Source organism: Nocardioides sp. AN3 (assembly GCF_054653495.1).
On record NZ_BAAIGC010000051.1, the window covers coordinates 1 to 22,106 of the forward strand.

Below are 22,106 nucleotides of genomic sequence, written 5' to 3' on the forward strand. Positions count from 1 at the left end.
TAGTGGGTGGCGGCATGGGGGGGTTTGAGTTGTGTCTCGGCCCCTGGTGGCGGTTAGTTAGTTGCTGGCCGGCTCGAAATCGCCGGGGGCACGGTCGAGCGGGTAGTCCCCCCAGATCCAGCCCATCCGCCAGCGTCGTTGCGAGATGCGCCAGCCGTCTTCCGTGCGGAGCCACTCGTGTCGTAGTGGCCGACGATCTCGAAGTGGTGGTCCCTGCCCTCAGGGCCGACCATGCCGATCGGATTGATGGCCTTGCAACTCGACCGAGCGGTGTCGCCGTCCAGTTCGAGGAGCAGATTCGTGAACGCATGGAAGTAGTGGACGACCACGCCCAGGTTCTCCCGGTAGTAGGGCTTCACTTCTGCCCAAGGCGCGACTGGTCCGCCCGCGTCGCTGAGGTCGAATGCGCAGTCTGGCGTGAAGACGTCGTCGAGTCGTTCGTAGTCGCGCGCATCAATGGCGTGGACGTGGCGACTGATGACGTGTTCGATGGCCAATCGATCGGCCACCCGCGCGAGGTCGAACGGTTCGTCCCGCATGGGTCACCTCGGAATCTCGTCATATCTGTGTGGTGCACGCCACACCCGTGGCCTGTAGGCTGTCTATCATATATATAGTTAGGTGGCAACGTTCCCGCCGGTCAGCGTCCGTCAACATGCGTCGCCAGGCGCCATCGGGCTGCCGGAATCCTGTGTACTTGTGAGCGGGATGCTCGACGGGGGCCCGGACGGAGTGCGCGTCCCCAGCGCTGAACAGCGACCGTCCTCCGGACTTCGTTGGACGCGGCCACCCGTTCCGCAGTTAGCTGCTCGCAGTAGGGGGAGCAGATCGGTGCCCGTGTCGTGGTCGGCTTCCAGAATGGACTGGCTCAGGGGCCCACCCTGAGCGCATCATTCGCGTCGGCCAGATCGACACCGAGCGAGCAGTCCTCGGCGGCGCGGAACTGCTCCGTCGGGCGAAGAGCTCCCAGGTGAAGCCGCCCGTCCGGTTAGTCTGAGCCCCGGTGGGAGTCCGCGCTCAGTTAGCGGGATAGGGGCGCAGAGCTAGATCAGCGAGCCGTCTTCCGGAGCGGGCAGCAGCCCGATCCCGTCATTCAGGGGCGGCGTGACGCGCTCGACGCTACGAGGTCTTGGCAACTGCCATCCATCGCAGCGTCCCGCCGCCTACGCCAGCGATCTTCAACAAAGCGCGCATCGTGCCGAATGGATGCAGAAGTTCCCTGCGGGGCCGTGTCGCCATCGGCCTCACGTGCGCAAACACCTGCCCAGGCCCCGCCCTTTCACGGCGGTGCCGCCCATGGTGGACCTCTGGATCGCGACCAAAACCGCGCGCGTCCGAGTCGGGTCCAGATTCGAGGCCGCGCGGGTGAAGCCCGGACGCGGGAACGGTGGGCCGAACGCGGGCAGGCCGCATCTGGATGTTCCCAGACGCTAGAACGAGACATACCGATCAGAATGCGTGCCGAAATTCCATCGTTTTGCCCGTTACTTCACAGCACGCGACGAAGCACCGGGGGGTCGATGCCTCGTACCTTGTTCGCATGGATTGGATCGAACAGTCCAATTGCGGAGGTGTCCGACGGACGCCGATCGTCACCGAGGCGGACCGAGTGTCCGCGCCGAATGCGCGTCGAAATCGAGGCCAGCAGGGCGTTTGCCCAGGTCAGGTCCCCAATCGCCGTCAACTGTAAATCCGTCGCGAAAGCTTCGAAGGTTCGAATCCTTCACCCGCCACAGGGCCTCTGACCTGCGAAAACGCAGATCAGAGGCCCTCTTTTCGTACACGCTGGCGACTCGTTTCCTCGCTGGATTCGCAGGCGTGGTGTACCGAGGTGTGACCTGGGGCAACGCCGGCAGGGACGCGGAAATCGGACACGATGAAATCCGACGTCGCGGAACATGCGCGGAACAGAAACCCGACCAGCCGGGCACCGCCGGACGGTCGCCCGCGGAGATCAACCCCGAACGAGAACGGATTGTCGGAACCGTCCCTGTTCGCCATCGTGGCCAGTCGGACAGCTGCCGCCGCGCAACAGCGCGGCGACCCCGATCAAATCGAGCGCCCGTTCCTCGCTCGGCTGGGTCGATCCACAACTGGCTTCCCGCGGCGGCTTCGTGCGTGTCGTCCCTCGCCATACCGATCGCGTTCGCGTCTGTCATGGTCGGTGTCCCGTCGGCGCTGATAGGGAACAACAATGATCGTCCTACTTTGATCGATGTTCCGCTGGCAGGCTCAGCGCTGCGCGGCGTCCCGTGCGGTAGTGCAGTGCGCTTCGCACTCGATCTGGTCCTGGCTCGTCAACATCAAGCAGGCCTCAATGACGCCGGACCCTGCGAGAACGATGCGCCGGCGGGCGGCTGCTCGAGGATGCTCTCGTACTCAAGGGCCCACCAGACCTCGACCAGGGAGTCGGCATCCGCGACATCAGCATTCGTCAACTCGGAAAAGCGACCGAGGCGATACCTGACGGTGTTCTCGTGGATGGACATGGCATGCGCGGTGGCCTGGATGGAGCGACGCTGCTGCATCCACGTGCGGACGGTCGCCAGAATGTCTGCGCCGGCCGATCCTTGGGAACGGAGAGCTTTCACATATCGACCGTGGAGGATCTCGCCCAGCTCGGGCTGCTGCTCTACCGCGATCCGGACCGACAGTGATGAGCTGTCGACAACTCCGGAGCGTCGATAACGCAGAGCCACGCGCAGCACCCGGGTTGCCTCGGCAAAGGCTGCAGGTATCGACGAGACGTCGACGGGACCGGTGACTGCGATGACGGCGCCGTCGAGAGGAGTGGGTCGTCGCGTGCTGACTCCTGCTACGTCTTGGTCCACTGGACCGATGAGGGGCCTGCTCTCAGAGCCCGTCGCCGTGGCCTCGAGATGGCGGATGAGTCGATTGGTCCCACCATCGGTCTGGCGGCCACGGACGACCCAATATTCTTGGTTGGTCAGGATGCCGAGCACTGCGCCCCTGTCTCGAAGCTCGGCCCGGTCGAGCGCACCCATCAAGAGTCGATGGAGGAACACCAGCCGCTGCTGCTCGTTACGCCTGGCTGCAGCCAGTTCAGCCTCATGATGGGCGATGGTGAGCACGCCCGCATAATGGTCCGCGAGATCCCATAGTCGTCGGATTCCGCCGAGGACAGCCTCTGGGTCGAGTTCTATTGCTGTCGCCTCTTCCATGAAGGCATCACGCAGCAGAGCCAAGTGTGACCGGTAAGCGTCGACCACGCTCTCGATCGGAATGCCCTGCATGGCTCGGCGACGCCCGGTGGCGCGCTCGTCTTCCTCGACCTGCGGCGGAAGCTCCTCTTGCTGGTTGATCGTGGCGACGACCCGGGCGACATTGCGTTCCAGCGAGCGTCGTAGGTCGACGTCGCTCACGCCGTCGTACTCCCTTACTCCGCGAAGTCGCCGAAGCTGGACATCGACCAGGGACCCCGCGCGCTCGGCCAGCCGGGAGGACGCGCTAGCCAGCTTGTCAGCGGTGTCCATAGCTACCTCGCTTCGAAGCGATCGCAACTCGCGTCGATCGGCGAGTTAGAGAAGCCAACAAGATAAAAGTACCAGACAGGTGGAATCTCTATTCACTTCGTGTGTTCGGCGTCACTAACCTCTCCCGACAGCCGCGCCACCAGAGCGCTCTACGACAGCGAGATTCCCGTGACAGCCATGAGGTGCAGTCCGTCCTGCACGCCAGTTGCCAGGGCAAGGAGACACATGCTGACTGCGTTGGTTGAGACGGACATGCGTCCCGTGGATGACCCGGCACCACTCTTGGAGATCGAGCACTTGGAGGTCGCATTCGGTCACCGCTCGGGCTCGACCGCCGTTCTCGGAGTGCACGACGTGTCGATCCGAGTTGCGCCCGGCGAGACCCTCGGGATCGTTGGGGAATCAGGCTGTGGCAAGACGATGACGGCGATGGCCATGCTCGGCCTCCTGCCAGATCAGGCAGCGGTCACGGCCGGCACCATCTCCTGGAAGGGCCACCCCCTGGACTCGCGAGAAGCCACGCGGCTACGGGGCCGAGCCATCGCCCTGATTCCGCAGGACGCGATGACGGCGCTGAATCCGTTGTTGACCGTCGAGCGACAGATCAGCGAGGTGCTCCGCAAGCACCGGCACCTGCGGCGAAGTGAAGCCCGCGCGCGCGTGCACGAGTTGCTGGAGCTGGTCCGTATCGACGAGCCGAAACGGGTCGCGGCGCAGCGACCGTGGCAGCTTTCTGGCGGGATGGCTCAACGCGTGGTGATCGCCATGGCGATCGCGGCCGAGCCCGATTTGCTCATTGCCGACGAACCCACGACCGCTCTCGACGTCACGGTGCAGTCAGAGATCCTCGCCCTGTTGCAGGGACTGCAGAGCGACCTGGGACTCGCGATGATCATGATCACCCATGACCTCGGTGTCGTCGCACACCTCGCGCACCGAACCGCAGTCATGTATGCCGGGCGCGTCGTCGAAAGCGGGCCAACGTCCGAGGTCTTCGACTCGCCGGCCCATCCGTACACGCGCGGTCTGATCCGCTCGACACCCCAACCATTCCGTCCGCAACGACTGGCCGGAATCTCGGGTCAGGCACCCCTCCTGCTCGTGCAGAGCGAGGGCTGTAGTTACCGCGACCGCTGTGACGTGGCCAGCCCTTCCTGCGACATCCGGCCGTCGTTGGTGAACGACGACGCTACGAGCCGAGAGGTGGCGTGCTGGCATGCCAACTGATGCGCGCCCGAACAGCGACACTGCTTCGGCCCAGACGGGCGGGCACGAGCCTCCCATCCTCGAGATCGAAGACGTCGACATCAACTTCACCCTGGACCGGCGCTCTGGCGGAACCCGCAACCTCCGCGCGATCGATGGTGTGTCACTCCGAGTGCACGGCGCGCAGACAGTCGCGGTTGTCGGTGAGTCCGGCTCAGGCAAGACCACCCTCGGACTCGCGGTGATGAGGCACTACGTCGCCTCGGCCGGCGCGATTCGCTACCGGGGCCACGACATCGCTGGATTCGAGCGGTCAGACCTGCACGCCTACCGACGCCGCGTGCAGATGATCTATCAGGACCCCTTCGCCTCGCTCAGTCCCCGGATGCGAATCCGCGAGATCATCGCCGAACCCATGCGGGCCCACAAACTGTATGGAGCCAGTGGCGAGCAACACGGCGAAGTGGAGCGGCTCGCGGCTCAATGCGGACTACCGGCCGGGCTGCTGAACCGATTCCCCGAGGCACTGAGCGGTGGGCAGAGGCAACGGGTGGCGATCGCGCGGGCACTCGCGCTCAGACCGGAGCTGGTAGTCGCAGACGAGCCCACCAGTGCCCTTGACGTCTCCGTCCAGTCACAAGTGCTTGAGCTGCTTCGCAATCTCAAGGACGAGTTCGGCGTCTCATACCTCTTCATCTCACACAATCTAGCCGTCGTCCGGCAGGTCGCGGACGAAGTGATCGTCCTTCTGGCTGGCCGCATCATGGAACGCGGCCGAACCGAAGAGGTCTACGCCAGGCCCCTGCACCCGTACACGAAGTCGCTGCTCGACGCGATCCCCGTGCCTGAGCCGAACGCTCAGTTCTCCTTCGACGCAGGGCGGCCGCGAACCTCACGTCGCGACCTGACCCAAGCGTGTCCGTTCAGCGATCGGTGTACGCGCGCGTCCGACCGTTGCCGGACGCAGAGGCCACCCCTACAGGAAAAGGAGCCAGGCCGCTGGGCCGCCTGTTGGCACACGGACTCGATCGAACTCGCCCCAACGGTGCTGAATGCGAAAGGTTGCAAGTGAAGACAATGACAACTGTGAATGGAGGGGGCTCGGCGCCATCTCCCCGAGGCTCGACCAACCTTGGCCGCCGGCGTCGCCTGCCGTGGCTGGTTGCCCTGCTCATCGCGATGAGCATGGCAACCGCCTGCAACGCCACAGGCAGTCAGGAGAACGGTGGATCGTCTGCAGGCAAGAAGACCCTCATCATCGGCACTGCTCTGGAACCGGCCAGCCTGCACATCCTGCGTGATGGAGACGACGGAAACGAGCTCGTCAACTGGAGCATCAATGAGCCGCTCGTCGATCGAACCTCTGATGGGCTCGTCCCGGTTCTGGCGACCGAGCTCCCCACGCACGACAAGTCAGACCCCAACCGTTGGCACGTGAAGCTGCGCAAGGGCGTCACATTCACCAACGGCGAGCCCTTCAATGCCGACGTAGTCAAAGAGAACATCGACATGATCGTCAACCCGAAGTTCGGGGCCACGATCAACGGATTCGAGACCCTCAAGACGGCTCAGGTGATCGACGAGTACGACGTCGACCTGATCACCATCCAGCCCGACCCATACCTGCTCTATCGGCTCGCGACGATCAGATTCGTGCCGCCCAAGGCGTCGGCCGACGCCGATGCGTATTCACAGCACCCGATCGGCACCGGGCCCTACAAGTTCGCCGAGTGGGACAAGGGACAGCGCATTGTCCTGGTGAAGAACGACAACTACTGGGGAGGTAGCGGCGCTCAGCTGGACAAGGTCGAGTTCCGGTTCATTCCCGAAGAGGCAGCTCGGATCGCGGCACTCAACGCCGGAGAGGTCGACATGATCACCGGTATCGCCCCCGACGAGGTCAAGCAGGTCCCCCAGGTCCTCCGGTCGGACGGCTACGGACGAACATCGGTCCTGAGGTTCAACCTGGAGATGCCGCCCTTCGATGACCCGAAGTTCCGACAGGCACTCGAATACGCGATCGACCGCAACTCGCTCAACAAGAACCTGTTCGCCGGTCAGGACCACGTCTCCCAGTGCCAGGTGCTGCCGCCTGGCGAGTTCGGCTTCAACGACTCCCTCCACGCCTACCCCTACGACCCGGAGAAGGCCAAGGAACTGCTCAGCCAGGTGAACCTCCCCTCCGGGTTCAGGATCAAGATGGCGACAACGACCGGTGGCTACCAAGCGAAGGACAACGAAGTCGGGCAAGCCCTTGCGGCCGATTGGGAGGCGATCGGACTGAAGACCGATGTGCAGTACCTCTCGTCGGATGCGTGGCTGGACGAGGTCTTGGCCGGAGGTAGCAAGACGTCAGCTCAGGGACCTCCGTTGACCTACATCGACCTGGACTATCACAGCAACTACGCCGCCCGCATCACTGGCCGTCTCTACAACCGCACGAACGCCGTCACCACTCTCGGGACGAAGTACCCCGAGATCGACGCGATGCTCAACGCCGCCCAGACGTCGTTCAACCAGGCGGCAGCGGAGCAGGCCTTCCGGAACATCTGGAAGACGTCGTGCGACGAGGCGCTCGTCATCCCCCTGCTCGACGCTCCCGATCTGTGGGGAGCGGCCAAGCGGGTGAGCTACAAGCCCGGGCCCGGGCTGATCGGGCGGATCCATCTGGCGGATATCCGTGTCTCGTGATCTGACCGAGGCAAGGCCGGCGGTGGGGCGGGTGGTCGACGCCCCACCGGCCGGTCCGGCGCCGATACCGAGGCGCCATGTCGCGAGGACGGTCTGGTTCGACGGTGCTGCTCTCCGTTGGACCGCCGGGCGACTCACGTCTGGGGTGGTGGCCATCTTCGTGGTCATGTCTGCGGTCTTCTTCGTGACCAGACTTGTGTCGAACCCTGCGCGGCGCATGCTGCCGCTCGGCTCGAGTCAGGAACAGGTCGACGCGCTCAACGCTCGACTCGGTTTGAGCGACCCGCTGATCGAACAGTACGCCCACTTCATCAAGGACTTGCTCACGCTCAACTTCGGTGACTCGATCTGGGAGCACAGGCCTGCATTCGACGTGGCGCTCGGGCGCTTGCCAGCCACTTTCACCCTGGTTGGTCTTGCGTTCCTCATCAGCGTTGCGGTCTTCGTGCCCCTCGGAGTTGCGGCGAGTCTTCGGCCCGGCGGTCTGACCGATCGGCTGGTCACGGCACTCTCACTCGCGGGGCTCTCGCTCCCACAGTTCTGGCTGGGTGCCATGCTCGTGCTCATCTTCGCCGTCAGGCTGCATTGGCTCCCAACCTCCGGCTCAGGCTCGCTGAGATGTGCCATCCTTCCCGCGGTGACCCTGGCGTTCACCATGGGGGGTCGCTTGGCTCAGGTCACCAAGACCACGTTCCTGGAGCAGGCTCGCATGCCGTACGTCAGCATGGCGCGTGCCAAAGGCTTCTCGACGTCCTACATCCTCCGCAGGCACGTCTTGCGCAACGCACTGCTGCCGATGATGACCATCGCATCGTGGGACCTCGCACGGACCATCACTGGTCACGCCGTGGTGGTCGAGGTCGTGTTCGCCTGGCCCGGCTTCGGCCGTCTCGTCATCGAATCGGTTCAACGTCAGGACTTCACCGTGATTCAGGTCTGTGTGTTTGTCGGCGCTGTCGTGATCGTCGTCGTCAACACCGTTCGCGACGTTCTGACTCGGATCGTCGAGCCGAGGGTGGTGCACAAGTGACCACCATGGCCGGCATCCGTGCCCGCCGCGCCACGGGCCCAACCCTGGTGCGCCCCAGCTTGTGGCGGCGGGTCCTTCGTGACAGGGTCGTCCTCCTCTCGGTGCTGTTCCTGGCAGCCATGACGACGGCGACGATTGTTGCGACCCTGCATGGCGTCGACGCGTCGACAGCCAAGATCGCCCATCGGCTGCTACCGCCGTCATCCGGCCATCCACTGGGGACTGACGGCCTCGGGCGTGACGTTTTGGTCCGGATCGTCGTGGCGGCGCGCATCTCCTTGCTCGTCGGCGTCACGGTCGTTCTGATCGCCGGCGCCTTCGGCACCGTGATGGGCATTCTCGCGGGCTACCTCGGAGGAGCCTGGGACAGCGTGGTCATGCGGATAGTCGAGATCCAGTTCGCTTTCCCGAACTTGCTGCTCCTGGTGGCCGTCATCTACTTCTTCTCCGCCAGTGTGCCCGTGCTGATCGCGGCGCTCTCGGTGGTCAGTTGGATGGTGTTCGCCACTGTCGTCCGCACGGCCGTGATGTCGGTGCGAACCACGCTCTATGTGCGGGCAGCGCAATTCTCGGGTTGCTCGTCGACCACGATCGTCAGGCGCCATATCCTTCCGGCGTTAGCTCCGATCCTGCTCACCCAGGCGATGCTCGAGTTCGCCGCTGTGGTCTTGGCCGAGTCGTCCCTCTCGTTCCTCGGGCTCGGTGTGCAGCCTCCCGACGCCTCGTGGGGACTCATGATCGCGGAGAACCGCCCTTACCTGGAGTTGGGTTGGTGGAGCGTGCTGTTCCCCGGGCTCGCCATTGTGTTGACCGTCCTGTCGGCCAACCTGATCGGCAGTGCCCTCCGGGTCTGGCTCGATCCCCGGCAGAACAACGATCGCCACGTCGGCGACGACGTTGTCGAACGGTAGGGCGTCTCCCCCGGCGATGCCTCTCAGTTCCAATCGATCACCTGATCCAGCAGATGCGGTGAATGTGTGGCGATCAGGTCGATGTAGGCCTGAATGTGTTCCCGCATCAGTGCCTCGGCCTTCGTCGGCGTGCCCGCTGCGATCGCCTTCGCGATGTCCGAGTGCGCGACTCTGCGGTCGGTGTCGGCGAGGGCGGGGAGCCGGTGGCCCCGGGAGATGTCCTGGGTGATGTCTCGCAGCGCATGGGCGAAGAGCAGCAACACCGGGTCACCGGCGAACTCTGCGACGGCGAAGTGGAAGTCCCCTTGGCTCGAGGTCGCCCCGTCTGACGACAGCGTGGGTGAGCCGTCGGGCCAGGCGACTCCGGACTTCACCCGTTCCGCCGCCAGGCGCACCATCAGCGGCTCCAGATGCAGCCGACTCTTCATGAGGTCAGCGAGGTTGAAGCCGAGAACGTGGAAGTACAAGGACGATGACGTTGCGAAGTCGCGACCCGCGACGGCATTGACCACAGCGCCTCCGCCTGGCCCGGTCTTGAGCGTGATCACCCCATACATCTCAAGCAGGCGAAGTCCCTCACGAAGGGTGGGGCGGCTGATCTCGTACCGCTCGAGAAGCTCACTCTCGGCAGGGAGACGTTCCAAGCCCTCGCGCGTGATGTCGTTCACGATGGCGCCAGCGACGACCCGTGCGCGCTTCCCCGGGGGAAATTTCATATAGATAGTCTACCGGGGAGCGGACGGGCGTGCGGGATGCCCCGCGACGGTCTCTGGTGGCTGCGACTGCACAGCCGACACGGAGAGCAAGGCGGCGCCTTCTGCGCCAGCTCGGACGACGCGCCGGTCAGCGCTGGAGCCGAAACCCTGGAGGGGGAGAAGCTCGACATGCCATCCGTCCGTGACTAGGGCGGCGGCACCGCTGATGACGAGCGTGAGGCAAGCGGCCCCGCCGCCCGGGATCGTCGCTTCCTCGTCAGGGCCGAGGTGTCGCACGTTCACCTCGAGGCCGTCGAACGTGACCGTGAGACCGGCGGAACTGTTCCGTGGACGCGGTTGCAGATCCATCAATCCGAGCCGAATCACGGCCTCGCCACCCCGATCTCGCTCCTGTCGTGCCGGCCCGACGCGAGAGGCGAACCTTGTCATCCCGCTTCGTCGGGGGCATCCTTTGACGCGATGGTAATCCATCTAGATGAATTCAGCAGGATCGAAAGGTTCGCGAGCATAGCGACGATCGCAGGGATGCCGGGGTGGGCTTGTGTGGAAGGGGCGACGCGATGCGACTCGTGCGCCGAGATATGAGGTCCGTGTCGTCGACCCAGTGCGCGTCGAGTTCGACGGCGTTGAGCGACTCCGCCGTAGTCGCCGGGTGATCCTGGATCTCGGGCCGGGCCACACCGAGGTCCTCGCCGTGTGGGCTCGATTCGGCCCCTACGTCGTCGACAACTGGTGCCCGCACCGGCCACGTCGGCTGGACGACGCGGTCATCAGAGGCAACGCACTCATCTGCCGCGGGCATGAGCGAGCGTTCAGTCTCGAGTGCGGGCTCGGCAGGACGGCGGAACAGCTGCGCCGGTATCCCGCCTGGGTCGAGGGGGACATCCTGGTCATCGACCTTAGCCGTTCGCGCGGGCTCGGGGCCGAGAGTGGAGAACTGCCGGGAAACGGTTGACTTCGGGCGCGAAATCTATTTATATGAATTCTGTCACGACCGTGTCCCGCACGAGCGGACCGCGCGGCGGGGCCGCCGCTTGGGAGACGCGGACTCAGCCCATTGATCGGCCGACGACAAGACCTCACCATTACCGAAGAGGGATCAACGGACAGCGGTGCCCGCTGCGCGTCTGCGACGCCGCTGCCTCGTCCCACACGTCTTTAGAGGATTCAGATGAACGCTCCATCCCGCTCAGGCACGTCCGCCATCCGGACCCAGTCGGGCATCACGCTTGCGCTCGTTGTGGGCGCGGTAGGCATCTACAAGGCGATCGAGTCCATGACCTCGCCTGCGCTACCTCTCATCCAGAACGAGCTGGGCGCCTCGCGCGCCCAGATCGCTTGGGTGATGACCGGCATCCTCCTCACCGGCCCCGTGGTCACGCCGGTCGTCGGACGCCTCGGCGATCTCTATGACAAGCGGAAGGTGCTCCTCGCAGTTCTCTCGATCGTGGGCGCTGGCACATTGATCTCAGCGCTGTCTGTTTCGATGCCGATGCTCATCGTGGGCCAGCTCCTCGCCGGCTTCGGGCTGGGCACCGTGCCACTGGCGGTCGGCATCATGCGCCAGACGCAAACCGAAGCGCGAATGAAGTCGGGCAACGGCATCATGGTGGCCACGATCTTCGCCTTCACCGCGCTCGCCATGCTCGTCGCCGGGCCGATTGCCGACAACTTCGACTACAACTGGCTCTTCTGGCTTCCTTTCGCGCTGCTCATCGCCATGATGGCGGGGGTATGGATCCTGGTGCCGTCCTGCCCGCCCACCGGTCGCGCACGTCGCCTGGACCTGCCGGGCGCGAGCCTGTTCGGGGCCAGCCTGGGAACCCTGCTCATCGGTTTCACCTACGCACCCGATTGGGGTTGGACCTCCTACCGCTTCCTCGGGATGGTCATGCTGGCCCTGGTTCTCTTCGCCGTCTTCCTGATGGTCGAGCTCGCCACCGCCGACCCGCTCGTCGACGTACGGATCCTCGGCTCCCATCAGGTGGTGATCGCGTCGGTCCTCATGATGACGGCGGGATTCACGATCAATCTCTTCTTCGTCATGCTTCCCATGCAGGTCCAGCAGCCCGTCTCCACCGGCTACGGCCTCGGAGCCAGCGGCACCCTGACGAGCTACCTTCTTGTGCCGGGTGTCCTCATCGGCACCACGGCGCCCCTTGCCAGCTGGCTCGAGGCGCGTCTGGGGCGACGTGTCGCCACCGTTCTCCCGCCACTCCTCGCCGCGGTCTCGTTCGCCATGATGACGGCCTCCGCCAGCCGACTGCCGATCGTCGGCGCCGCCATGCTGGTGTGCGGCTTCAGTTGCGGAATCGGCATCACTCAAGCGCTCAATATCGTCGCCACCTCGGTGCCCGAGGAGCGTGTCGGCGCCTTCAGCGGCATCAACTTCGTGATCAAGGCGATCGGCTCGACCTCCGGCGTGCAGATCGCTGCCAGCATCCTCTCGACGGACGCTGCTTCGGCCTCCGAGTCACCCTCATGGCACGCATTTCTGACGGTCTTCGCCGTGGGCGGCGCTGTGTCGCTGGCGGCCGTCGCGCTGGCGCTGACGATGCCGAAGACACGACGCCTGACGGCGAGCGCAGGTCGCCCTGATCTTGTCGAGGCGCCATCTGACGACCCGGCATTTCCCCGGGTCGGCTGACCCGGAACCTCCCGGGTCGACTGACTCGGGCGCTCAGCCCACGATGCGACGTTGCGGCGTCGGCTGCCGTCGCGCGCCCTGGAGACGGCGCCTGTGGTTTCCGATCCTCCTCGAATCTGCCGCTCTGGTCGCCGTGCGGTTGACAACGCTCACGAAATCTATTTAGATGAATTGCACCGACTGAAAGGTTCCGACATGCCAAGCAAGTACCGGGTGATCGACACCGACACCCATGTCATCGAGCCCGCCACCTTGTGGACGGACCGGCTCCCCAAGTCCTGGGGGAACGACGTCCTACACGTGAAGTGGGACGACAAAGCGCAGGCCGAGCTGTGGTTCTTCGGCGATGAGCCCCTCAAGGCCGCCTGGCAGTGGGCCAACTGGGGCTGGGAGGGCAGGGGCGACGTCCACGACGGCTCTGGTCCCACCCGCCAGTCCGAGGCGCACCCCGCCACCTACGATGCCAAGGCCCGGGTTGCCTTCATGGACGACCAGGGCTTTGAGATGCAGGTCCTCTATCCCAACCTCGCCGGATTCGACTGGAAGCCCTTCGTCCACCACCCGAACCCCGAGGTGGCGATCGCGCATCTCCGTGCTTACAACGACTTCCAGCTGGACTGGGTGCGGGAGTTCCCGGGCCGCTTCATTCCGATGATGGTGGTCCCGTACTGGGACGTGAAGCAGACCGTCGCGGAGATCGAGCGGCTTGCCGATGAGGGCTTTGGCGGAATCGTCACCACCGGCGCCCCCCACGAGCACGGCCAGGCGCCGCTCGGCAGCCGATCCTGGGATCCGATGTGGAGGGCCTGTGAGGAGGCCGGCCTCAGCGTCAGCTTCCACACCGCGAGCGGTGACTTCCGCCAGCTGATGGAGCGTCACGAGGACGACGAGGTCAGCGCGGGCGCGCTCGTCGTGCGGGACGGGCCGCACATCTATCTCGCCAACGCGAACCACGTGTGCGATCTGCTGATGTCGGGGATCATGCACCGGTTCCCGACCTTGCAGTTCGCGTCGGTGGAGAGCGGGATCGGCTGGGCGCCGTTCGTCCTGGAGGCACTTGACAAGCGCTTCGAGAAGAACGGCGTGGCGCTCAGCCACGCCGATGAGTTCGGCGGCATGCTTCCGAGCGACTTCTTCAAGCGGCAGATGTCGGTGAACTTCTGGTTCGAGGAGCTCAACCAGTTCCACATCGACCGCGTGGGCCTGCGTTCCCTTCTCTTCGAGACGGACTTCCCGCACCCGACGGGCTACCACCGCCCGACCCTGGACGAGAACATCGAGCTCGTCCTCGGCAACTTCTCCGACGAGATCCGGCACCAGATCCTGTGGGAGAACCCGGCGACGCTCTACAAGAAGGCCCTCGAGAAGCAGGGCGTTCCGTTCGCCAAGTCCGAGGTCTTTGCGTAAAGCAGGACGCCACCCGGTGCGTCCCGGCCCCAGCATCTGGCCGGGGCGCACCGGAGACCAGCCCGTCCTTTCGTGACAGGAGTGCCCGTGCACCAGGAGCCGATGACCTTCGACTACCGGTGGGAGCGAGCCGTCCATCAACACGCAGGCAAGCCCTTCCTGCTCTTCCGTGACGACGACGGCGGCACCGCAAGTTGGACCTATGCCGAGTTCGACACCATCGTCAGCGCGGTCGCGGCCACGTTGAGTGCGCACGGTCTGCGTCGTGGAAGCGCCGTACACATCGCCCTGCGGAACTGCCCTGCGTTCATCGCCGTCTGGCTCGCCGCGGCAAGGCTCGGAGCGGTCATCGTGCCAGTCGACCCGGCTTCAACGGCGTACGACGTCAAGCAACAGGTCGAGCGGACCTCTCCTGTCCTCGGCATCTGCGCCAAGTCTCGACACGAGACGTATCAGAGCCGGCTCAATGAGCTCCCCATCATCGCGCTGGACGAGACCGCGCAGGACCTTCGGCCCGGCAGCCCGCTCGTCGCCGTACCCGGCAGACCCCGCGTTGCCGGAGAGGGCTTGCGAGCTGAGAGAGCACTCTCGCAGCCCTGCCCGACGGATCGACTCGCCATCATGTTCACCTCCGGTACGACGTCTCAACCCAAGGGCGTCGTCCTGACCCAGCACAACTACGCACACGTGGCCGACACGATGGCGACCATCGGCGGCTCCACCTGCGCCGACCGCTGGCTCGTCACCCTGCCACTGTTCCACGCGAACGCGCAGTACTACTGCTTCGCACCTGCGATCGCCGTCGGAGCCAGCGTGGCGCTGACCGCGAGATTCTCCGCATCGCGCTGGCTGATGTGGGCACGCGACCTCGCCGCGACCCACGCCAGCCTGTTCGCCGCCCCCATCCGTATGATCCTGGCCCGTACGCCCGCCGACGAGGCCCCAGCGCGGCTCCAGCATGTGTGGTTCGCGCAGAGCCTGGCCGGCTCACAGCATGCCGAGTTTGCCGCCCTCGTTGGATGTGCGCCGCGCCAGTTGTATGGCATGACGGAGACGGTGGCCGTGGCCACGGCCGACCTCAGCGAGCACCCAAGCGCTGAGTCGATCGGCGACCCGACACGCATCGGACGCCGGACGCGCATTGTCGACCCGGACACCAACCAGGACGTTCCACCTGGCACGCCGGGGATGCTCCTTGTCGGCGGTACGCCGGGAGAGGACCTCTTTCTGGAGTACCTCGACGACCTGCAGACGACTCGTCGATCATTCCTCGAGCAGGACGGGGAGACGTGGCTGCGCACCTCGGATCTCGTGGTCAAAGGACCCAACGGAGTGCTGAAGTTCGTTGGCCGCGTGGACGACGTGATCAAGGTCGCCGGCGAGAACGTGAGCCTGACGGAGCTCGAAGCGGCGATCGCCCGCGCACCCGGAGTTCTCGAGGTCGCCGTGCTACCCGAAGCTGACCCGATTCGCGACACCGTCCCGATCGCCTTCGTGGTGGCCCGAGACCCCACAGCGCCGCCGCGTGTGGAAGACCTCGCCGTCTGGGCGGCGGACAACCTCACTCCCCAGAGCCGGCCACGCAGCTGGTCGCTCGTCCCGGAGCTTCCACGGACGAGCGTCGGCAAGATCCGGCGCTCGGCGCTGCAGATGCGAGAGGGCGGCCGCCAATCCGCGGTGCCCCAGTCCACGCCGGAAAGGAGCTGATCACCGTGAGCATCGGAGCCCTTGAACGATATGGCAGCCTGCGAAGCTCGCCTTCCGACAGTCCCACTCCACGCACGCCGGTCATGGGCTATGTGCGGAGCCTGCGGCGGACCGGCCCATGCGGCTCCGAGCTCCAGGTGCTCATGGCCGACCGCACCACAGCCACCGTGCGGGTGCCCGTTGCCGCGGACCCGCGTGCGCTGCTCAGTGAGATCCCGAGCACGCACCAGCCGCTCGCCGTCCGCATCGAGCTCCACGGCGACATCGGCGAGGAAGAGCTGGCCTGCTCCTGCCTGATGGCCACACCCACCGGACCGGAGCGCGTGCCCATGTCGCCCTCGGCGGCCCTGGCTCTGTTCGAACGAGGTCGGCACACCTTGCTCATCCTCGGGCCATACCACCGTCGCGAACGTACCAACTCCTCTATCCAGACCCGCCAGATCACGATCGGAGAAGACAAGTGGGCATTGAAGAATCACGACGACTGATCAAGAGCGCCGGCCCCGCGGCCGGCCGACTGCGAGGCGTCAACCACCTCCAGCTCATCGTCGACGACATGGACACCAGCGTCCGGTTCTATCGAGACATTCTCGGGCTGCGTCTGGTCCGCACCCGATGCAAGGACAACTACCCCGTCCAGAAGCGCGGCTTCAACATGTTGAAGAACTACTTCTTCGACATGGGAAACGGTAGCCTGCTCTCGCTCCTGCAGGTAGAGGCGGCCGAGGGGACTGCGGACGAGACCGAACCCGCCGTCACTGGCGCATGGCTCTGGCCCGGCGAGAAGGTGGCGCGACGACCCCGGAAGATGGACCACCTCGCGTTCGACGTCGAATCTCACGACGACATGGTGTGGTTCCGGGACCATCTCATCGCCCATGGCTGCGACGTCACCAAGATCATCACCCGTGAAGACGAGTTCTTCGTCGAGTCGATCTACTTCTACGACCCCAACGGCATTCCGCTCGAGATCGCCACCTTCGATCGAAACAGCCCACGTTGGGACGAGTTCGACCCCGACATCTGGTTCTGGGACACCGACCCGGTCCGGGCTCTGCTGGAGCCCTGACGGATTGACCGCCGACTCCGTGCGCGGAGCTCGGCGCATGTCCCGAACACCGGCAAGACGACTGCGATTGGTGCCCCCTCATGGATAACACCTCATTGGATATCGGCCTCTTGGTGATGCGACTCAGCCTGGGAACGATGCTCGTCATCCATGCCTGGAACAAGGTCGCCGGTCAGGGTGGGCTAGCCGGGACCGCGCAGTGGTTCGAGGCCCTCGGCATGCGGCCCGGACGTCTTCACGCGCGGCTGGCAGCTCTCACCGAGGCGACTGCCGGCGTCCTGATGATCGCGGGCCTGATCCAGCCGCTGAGCAGCGCAGCCTTCATCGGCCTCATGGCCGTCGCAGCACTCACCGACCACCGCGGGAAGGGGTTCTTCGTCTTCCGTGGAGGTTGGGAGTACGTCGCGCTCGTGGGAGTCTTCGCCGCCGCACTTGCCTCGACCGGGCCGGGCAGGCTCTCGCTCGACCACCGGCTGGGCTGGGGCTGGAGTGGTCAGGCGAGCATGCTCACCGCTGTGATCGTCGGACTGACCTTCGCCACCTTCTTGGTCGTCACCGCACGACGTGAGACGCGGCAGGGAGTGCCGTCATGAGACTGCCGCCTAACCGACTCAAGGCTCTGTTGCGAGATGGCGAGATCGCACTGGGCTGCAGCCTCCACGAAGCGCGAGACCCCGGAGCGATCCGCACGATGGCCTGCGCTGGTGCCGACCTCGTCTTCATCGACCTCGAGCACAACCCGCACGGCATGGAGACGGTGGTCGACCTCGTCGCACATGCCCATGGCGTCGGCATCACGCCGCTGGTGCGGCCGCCCATCGTGGACGAAGCGTGGGTCGGACGGCTGCTGGACGGCGGCTGCCAGTCTCTCCTGATCCCGCGAATCCGGACCCCGGAAGAGGTGCAGCACCTCCTCGAGCTGACGCACTACCGCCCGGAAGGCCGTCGTGGACTGGCGACGTACGGGGGTGCTGGTGTCGCCTACCAGCAGGTCACCGACGTGGGCGCCGTACTGCGTTGGGCCAATCAGGAGCTGCTGATCGGCGTCGTCATCGAGACCCCCGAGGCCGTGGAGGCGCTGGAGGACATCCTGGTTCCGCGGCTTGACCTCGCGGTGATGGGCTGGGGCGACCTTTCGCACCTGTACGGCGTAGAAGATGCACGCCATCCGCTGGTGCAGGCCGCAGCCCAGCGAGTCCGTGACCTGTGCCACCGCCGCGGGATCGCGTACGGCGTCTTCGAGCCCAACGTCGCTGCCCTCCCGTCGGCCTGCGCGGAGGGGGCGCAACTACTCGTCAGCGGCGGGGTCTTCCAGTTCATCCACGCGGGTGTGCGCGCCGCCCGGCAAGCGCTCGATTCCTACCGTCCGTCGCCGAGAAGGTCGGGACTGGGATGACTGAGGCGAAAGTCGTCGACCTCAATCGCACCGGAGGCTTCAGGCCAGCGATGGGAGTGCTCGGGCGAGCCATCTTCGGCCGCGACGCGATGCTCGTGCACGTCACCTTCGTTGCTCATGCCGAGGCGCCTCCGCACGTCCACGACGAGGAGCAGTTCGGCTTGGTAGTCGCGGGCGAGCTCCGGCTCACGCTGGGAGACACCACCCACCGGCTCGGCCCGGGCCAGGGGTACTACGTGCCGCCGGGGGTCACCCACAGTGCCATCGCGGGCGCCATGGGGTGTACCGGGGTCGAGGTGTTCTCGCCGATACGCGCCGACTACCACGACGCACTAGTGAGCAGCTTCCGGCCGAAGGAACGACGGAGAACACCGTGAACACCATCCGCGCGATCGTGCTCGATCGCCCCGGCATGCGCCTTGCCACAGCGGAGTTGGTCGCGCCGATCCCGGGGCGCGGCGAAGCGGTCGTCCACGTGCACGCCGCGTCTGTGAACAGGGCGGACCTCGCGCAGCGTCTGGGCACGCACGCCCCAAGCGCGGGCTCGGGCCGCACGGTGGTCGGTCTCGACGCGGCCGGCGAAGTGATCGCCGTCGGCGAAGGCGTCACGAACGTGGGGGTCGGAGACCGCGTCATGGCGATGGTTTCCGGGGGCCTGGCCGAGCGCGTGTGCGTTCCTGCTGCGATGTTGGTCGAGGTGCCAGCTGGTTGGACCTACGTGGAGGCGGCCGGCGCGATCCTCGGATTGATGACGTCGCACAATGCGCTACGAACCGCCGCTCGGTTGACCCCGGGCGAGTCGGTGCTCGTCCACGCCGCTGGTTCCGGCGTCGGCATCCAAGCCGTCCAGCTCGCCGCCCACATGGGGGCGCGCCCCGTCATCGCAACCGTGCGTTCAGAACGCTCGAGGTCCGTGCTCGAACAGGTGGGCGCCGCGACCGTGATCAATGTGACTCAGAGTGGGTTCGGTGACGCCGTACGGGCTGCGACCGGCGGCAAGGGCGTCGACGTCGTGCTCGATCACGTCGGTGGCCCCTATCTTGCGGAGACGATCGAGTGCATGGCTCTGGGCGGACGGCTCGTCGGCATCGGCCGGCTAGGCGGGGCACGTGGCGACCTCGATATGGAGGCGATGGCCCTCAAGCGCCTGGAGCTGATCGGTGTCACCTTCCGAACCCGCGATCCGGTCCAGAAGGCTGATGTCGTCCGCGGCATGGTTGAGGAGATCGGCCCTGACCTCGCGATCAACGCACTCCGACCCATCATCGACCGCGTGCTCCCATGGACCCAGGCGGAGGACGCTCACGAGCTCCTCGCTCGGAACGACACGGTCGGCAAGGTCGTCCTGACCGTAGGTGCCGATGCGAATCCGCACTAGCGGCGGTGTCGGGATGACTCTCAGACTCGGCCGACGCGAGTTTCCTGACGAGGCCACCCTCGTCATGGCCATCATCGACCGAACACCCGACCCCTGGGCAGCAGACGGGTCCGCTTCGAAGATGCAGGCAACCCCGGACCGCATCGCGCAGGCGGTCGCGGAGGGGGCCGACGTCATCGACATACGCGGAGCGAAGGTGCTTCCAGGAGTTGAGGTCGATACCGCGCGCGAGCGCCGATCCCTGGTCGCCCTCGTGCGCCAGGTACGCGACGCGTACCCGGATCTCGTGATCAGCGTCGAGACATCCTGTGCGGAGGTCACCCAGGCAGTGCTGGTCGAGGGAGCCGATCTCATCCACGACGCAACTAGCGGCGGCGACACCCTGCTTGCCGTGATCGCAGCACACGGCGCCGCACTGATCTGCGCCGACTTCAAGAACGAGTATCCGAGGAGGCATCCGCACCGCCTCGAGAACGCCGACGGGGTCGAACGCTCCATCTCCTCCACGGTCGACCACGCCGAACGGGCGGTGTCGTTCGGAGTCGATCGCAGAAGCATCCTCATCCATCCCACTCCCGCCTTCGGCATGGCCTGGTCCGATCGGCTGGACCTCAGCGACCGATTCGCCGACATGATGGCGGCCGGCTGGCCTGTCGTCGCCTCGCTGTCCCATCGGGAGCTCATGGGCGAGACACTCGATCTGCCGGTGGGGGAGCGCTTGAGCGGGACTCTCGCGGCCACTGCTGTCGCCGTGCTGCACGGCGCCCAGGTGCTTCGAGTGCACGACGTCGCACAGACCCGCCACGTCGTCGAAATGGTGTCGGAGATCGCTGGGAGGAGACTCTCAACCGTGTGAGCGAGCGGTGATGCTGGCGCCGACTCTCGCCGGTTCGCCCGCCAGCGCGGTGAGCTGTGCCTCCTGTCCGTCGGCGCGCCTTTCACTACGCTGTGACAGTGGCCAGGACGCGCACTGGCAACTTGCCGACTGATCTCACCTCGTTCGTCGGGCGAGGCGAGGACCTGCGCGCGGTGCGCCAGCTGATCAGCCGGTCGAGGCTTGTCTGCGTCAACGGTCCCGGCGGGATCGGCAAGTCACGGCTGGCGCGTCGCGTGGCACTCCAGGTGGAACGCAGTTTCCGAGACGGCTGCTGGTTCGTCGATCTCGCATCTGCCGATGACCCAGCGCTGCTCGCCGAACTGGTGGCCGGGTGTCTGGGAGTGCCGGAGAGCTCGGGCCGCGACTCGCTGCACGCACTGGGCACGTACCTCGAGGATCGCGAGATCCTGCTGCTTCTCGACAACTGCGAGCACCACGCAACCGATTGTGTATCTCTTCTGGCCGCGATCCTGCCGCAGGCGCCCGGGCTGCGCGTGCTGGCCACCAGCCAGGAAGTGCTGGGCTTCCCCGGTGTGGCCGTCTATCGACTGCCACCGCTCCTGGTGCCGGACCACCACGAACCCGCCGAGGCGGCCGAGGTCTCACCTGCAGTGGCCCTCTTCGCCGACCGTGCCGCAAACGCGCTGAACGGCTTCACGCTTACCACCGAGAACATCGACGCCGTAGTTGAGCTCTGCCGTCGTCTGGACGGGATGCCGCTGGCGATCGAACTTGCCGCGGCGAACGCACGAGTCCTGTCGCCGGCGCAACTACTAGACCTTCCGGAGCACGGGTTGGGGTGACAGGTAGGCGTCTCTGGGTTCGCCGTGGTTGTTGTCAGGCTGCAGTCTGCCGGATCCGGCGTCGCAGTTGTTTCTTGACCTGCAGCGGGGTCCTGCCGGCCATGTAGTCGCCGTGGTTGGGACGGTGCTCGTTGTAGTCGCAGGTCCAGGCCTGCAGCGACCGGTCCAGCAGGGCCATGTCCTCGACCCGGCCGCAGTGGAAGTGGGGGCGGTAGAACTCCTGGAGCACGGTGCCGTGGAACCGTTCGCACACCGAGTTGTGGTTCGGTGAACGCGGCGGGATTCGGTGATGGACCAGTCCGAGCTGGGCGGCGTGGTCCTGGAAGACCCGGCCGACGAACTCGGGACCGTTGTCGGTCAAGACCCCCGCCAGCGTGATGCCCTGCTTGCGCAGCGCCTTCTTGAGGTGGTCGAGGAACCGGGCTGCGACCGCTGCGGTCTTGTCGCCCACGACCAGTTGGACCACCGCGATCCGGGTGGCCACGTCGACAGCCGTGAGCTGCCAGACCGCCCCGACACCCTTGAGCCGGCCGACGTAGAAGGTGTCCAAAGACACCACCTGACCGGCCGCGGAGGCGTACATGCAGAACCCGAACGGGCCCTGCTTGGCGGCCTCGGTGAGCTGACCGGTCTCGGTCGCGGTCAGCGAGGCCAGGGCGGCGATCCGCTGCCGTGCGGTGCCCAGGTTGTGGCCGCGCAGCACCTTGGCCACCCCCGAGGCCGAACGATCCACGCCACGCGCCTGGAGATGCCGCAACAGCGACCTGGCGCCTA

At 65.7% G+C, this 22,106-nt stretch carries 21 protein-coding genes; 17 read left to right on the plus strand and 4 right to left on the minus strand.

Annotated features, from left to right (window positions below; genetic code table 11):
• Positions 1 to 53: 53 nt before the first annotated feature.
• The gene (locus ACYQ1K_RS26915; RefSeq protein WP_459986700.1) at positions 54 to 539 is read right to left on the minus strand and encodes a nuclear transport factor 2 family protein; all 486 of its coding nucleotides are present in this window, start codon (positions 537 to 539) and stop codon (positions 54 to 56) included.
• 1,764 nt (positions 540 to 2,303) lie between these two features.
• Entirely contained in the window at positions 2,304 to 3,494 is a 1,191-nt protein-coding gene (locus ACYQ1K_RS26920) for a PucR family transcriptional regulator (RefSeq protein WP_488199522.1), read from the minus strand.
• A gap of 252 nt (positions 3,495 to 3,746) precedes the next feature.
• Between ACYQ1K_RS26920 and ACYQ1K_RS26925 the strand changes: the two genes are divergently transcribed.
• The 5 genes from ACYQ1K_RS26925 (at position 3,747) to ACYQ1K_RS26945 (ending at position 9,332) form a co-directional block, all read left to right on the plus strand.
• Entirely contained in the window at positions 3,747 to 4,721 is a 975-nt protein-coding gene (locus tag ACYQ1K_RS26925; protein ID WP_459986722.1) for an ABC transporter ATP-binding protein, read from the plus strand.
• Complete coding sequence (locus ACYQ1K_RS26930) at positions 4,711 to 5,772, plus strand: oligopeptide/dipeptide ABC transporter ATP-binding protein (RefSeq protein WP_459986703.1); 1,062 nt, start codon at positions 4,711 to 4,713, stop codon at positions 5,770 to 5,772. The genes ACYQ1K_RS26925 and ACYQ1K_RS26930 overlap by 11 nt, the downstream gene beginning before the upstream one ends.
• Before the next feature lie 107 nt (positions 5,773 to 5,879).
• Positions 5,880 to 7,391, plus strand: a complete 1,512-nt coding sequence (locus tag ACYQ1K_RS26935) for an ABC transporter substrate-binding protein (RefSeq protein WP_459986704.1) — start codon at positions 5,880 to 5,882, stop codon at positions 7,389 to 7,391.
• Positions 7,392 to 7,422: 31 nt separating this feature from the next.
• Complete coding sequence (locus ACYQ1K_RS26940) at positions 7,423 to 8,421, plus strand: ABC transporter permease (protein WP_459986723.1); 999 nt, start codon at positions 7,423 to 7,425, stop codon at positions 8,419 to 8,421.
• Positions 8,422 to 8,426: 5 nt separating this feature from the next.
• Entirely contained in the window at positions 8,427 to 9,332 is a 906-nt protein-coding gene (locus tag ACYQ1K_RS26945) for an ABC transporter permease (protein ID WP_459986706.1), read from the plus strand.
• A 23-nt stretch (positions 9,333 to 9,355) separates the two neighbouring features.
• Here the strand turns inward: ACYQ1K_RS26945 and ACYQ1K_RS26950 are convergent, their stop codons facing one another.
• On the minus strand, positions 9,356 to 10,048 hold the full coding sequence (locus ACYQ1K_RS26950) for a FadR/GntR family transcriptional regulator (protein ID WP_459986707.1): 693 nt from the start codon (positions 10,046 to 10,048) through the stop codon (positions 9,356 to 9,358).
• 604 nt (positions 10,049 to 10,652) lie between these two features.
• On the opposite strand from ACYQ1K_RS26950, the gene ACYQ1K_RS26955 reads away from it, so the two are divergent.
• From ACYQ1K_RS26955 to ACYQ1K_RS27010, 12 genes are all read left to right on the plus strand, one after another.
• Positions 10,653 to 11,003, plus strand: coding sequence for a Rieske (2Fe-2S) protein (locus ACYQ1K_RS26955; RefSeq protein ID WP_459986708.1), 351 nt, complete (start codon positions 10,653 to 10,655; stop codon positions 11,001 to 11,003).
• Between the two features lie 216 nt (positions 11,004 to 11,219).
• Complete coding sequence (locus tag ACYQ1K_RS26960; protein ID WP_459986710.1) at positions 11,220 to 12,695, plus strand: MFS transporter; 1,476 nt, start codon at positions 11,220 to 11,222, stop codon at positions 12,693 to 12,695.
• A 195-nt stretch (positions 12,696 to 12,890) separates the two neighbouring features.
• Positions 12,891 to 14,102, plus strand: a complete 1,212-nt coding sequence (locus ACYQ1K_RS26965) for an amidohydrolase family protein (RefSeq protein ID WP_459986711.1) — start codon at positions 12,891 to 12,893, stop codon at positions 14,100 to 14,102.
• Between the two features lie 87 nt (positions 14,103 to 14,189).
• Positions 14,190 to 15,809, plus strand: a complete 1,620-nt coding sequence (locus tag ACYQ1K_RS26970; RefSeq protein WP_459986712.1) for a class I adenylate-forming enzyme family protein — start codon at positions 14,190 to 14,192, stop codon at positions 15,807 to 15,809.
• Positions 15,810 to 15,952: 143 nt separating this feature from the next.
• Entirely contained in the window at positions 15,953 to 16,297 is a 345-nt protein-coding gene (locus ACYQ1K_RS26975) for a hypothetical protein (RefSeq protein WP_459986713.1), read from the plus strand.
• Complete coding sequence (locus ACYQ1K_RS26980) at positions 16,270 to 16,878, plus strand: VOC family protein (protein WP_459986714.1); 609 nt, start codon at positions 16,270 to 16,272, stop codon at positions 16,876 to 16,878. The genes ACYQ1K_RS26975 and ACYQ1K_RS26980 overlap by 28 nt, the downstream gene beginning before the upstream one ends.
• A gap of 116 nt (positions 16,879 to 16,994) precedes the next feature.
• Positions 16,995 to 17,471, plus strand: a complete 477-nt coding sequence (locus ACYQ1K_RS26985; RefSeq protein ID WP_459986724.1) for a DoxX family protein — start codon at positions 16,995 to 16,997, stop codon at positions 17,469 to 17,471.
• Complete coding sequence (locus ACYQ1K_RS26990) at positions 17,468 to 18,274, plus strand: HpcH/HpaI aldolase family protein (protein ID WP_459986716.1); 807 nt, start codon at positions 17,468 to 17,470, stop codon at positions 18,272 to 18,274. Before ACYQ1K_RS26985 ends, ACYQ1K_RS26990 begins: the two co-directional genes overlap by 4 nt.
• Positions 18,271 to 18,651 carry a cupin domain-containing protein gene (locus ACYQ1K_RS26995; RefSeq protein WP_459986717.1) on the plus strand — a complete coding sequence of 127 codons (381 nt, stop codon included), beginning with the start codon at positions 18,271 to 18,273 and terminating at the stop codon, positions 18,649 to 18,651. The genes ACYQ1K_RS26990 and ACYQ1K_RS26995 overlap by 4 nt, the downstream gene beginning before the upstream one ends.
• Positions 18,648 to 19,652 (plus strand): zinc-binding dehydrogenase, encoded by a 1,005-nt coding sequence (locus tag ACYQ1K_RS27000; RefSeq protein ID WP_459986718.1) that lies wholly within the window; start codon positions 18,648 to 18,650, stop codon positions 19,650 to 19,652. The genes ACYQ1K_RS26995 and ACYQ1K_RS27000 overlap by 4 nt, the downstream gene beginning before the upstream one ends.
• Positions 19,653 to 19,665: 13 nt before the next feature.
• A complete protein-coding gene (locus ACYQ1K_RS27005; RefSeq protein WP_459986719.1) occupies positions 19,666 to 20,508 on the plus strand; it encodes a dihydropteroate synthase in 843 nt (280 codons plus the stop codon).
• Between the two features lie 173 nt (positions 20,509 to 20,681).
• Positions 20,682 to 21,332, plus strand: coding sequence for an ATP-binding protein (locus tag ACYQ1K_RS27010; RefSeq protein WP_459986720.1), 651 nt, complete (start codon positions 20,682 to 20,684; stop codon positions 21,330 to 21,332).
• Between the two features lie 34 nt (positions 21,333 to 21,366).
• Here the strand turns inward: ACYQ1K_RS27010 and ACYQ1K_RS27015 are convergent.
• The coding region (locus tag ACYQ1K_RS27015; protein ID WP_459986721.1) for a DDE-type integrase/transposase/recombinase at positions 21,367 to 22,106 on the minus strand (740 nt) is incomplete at its 5' end.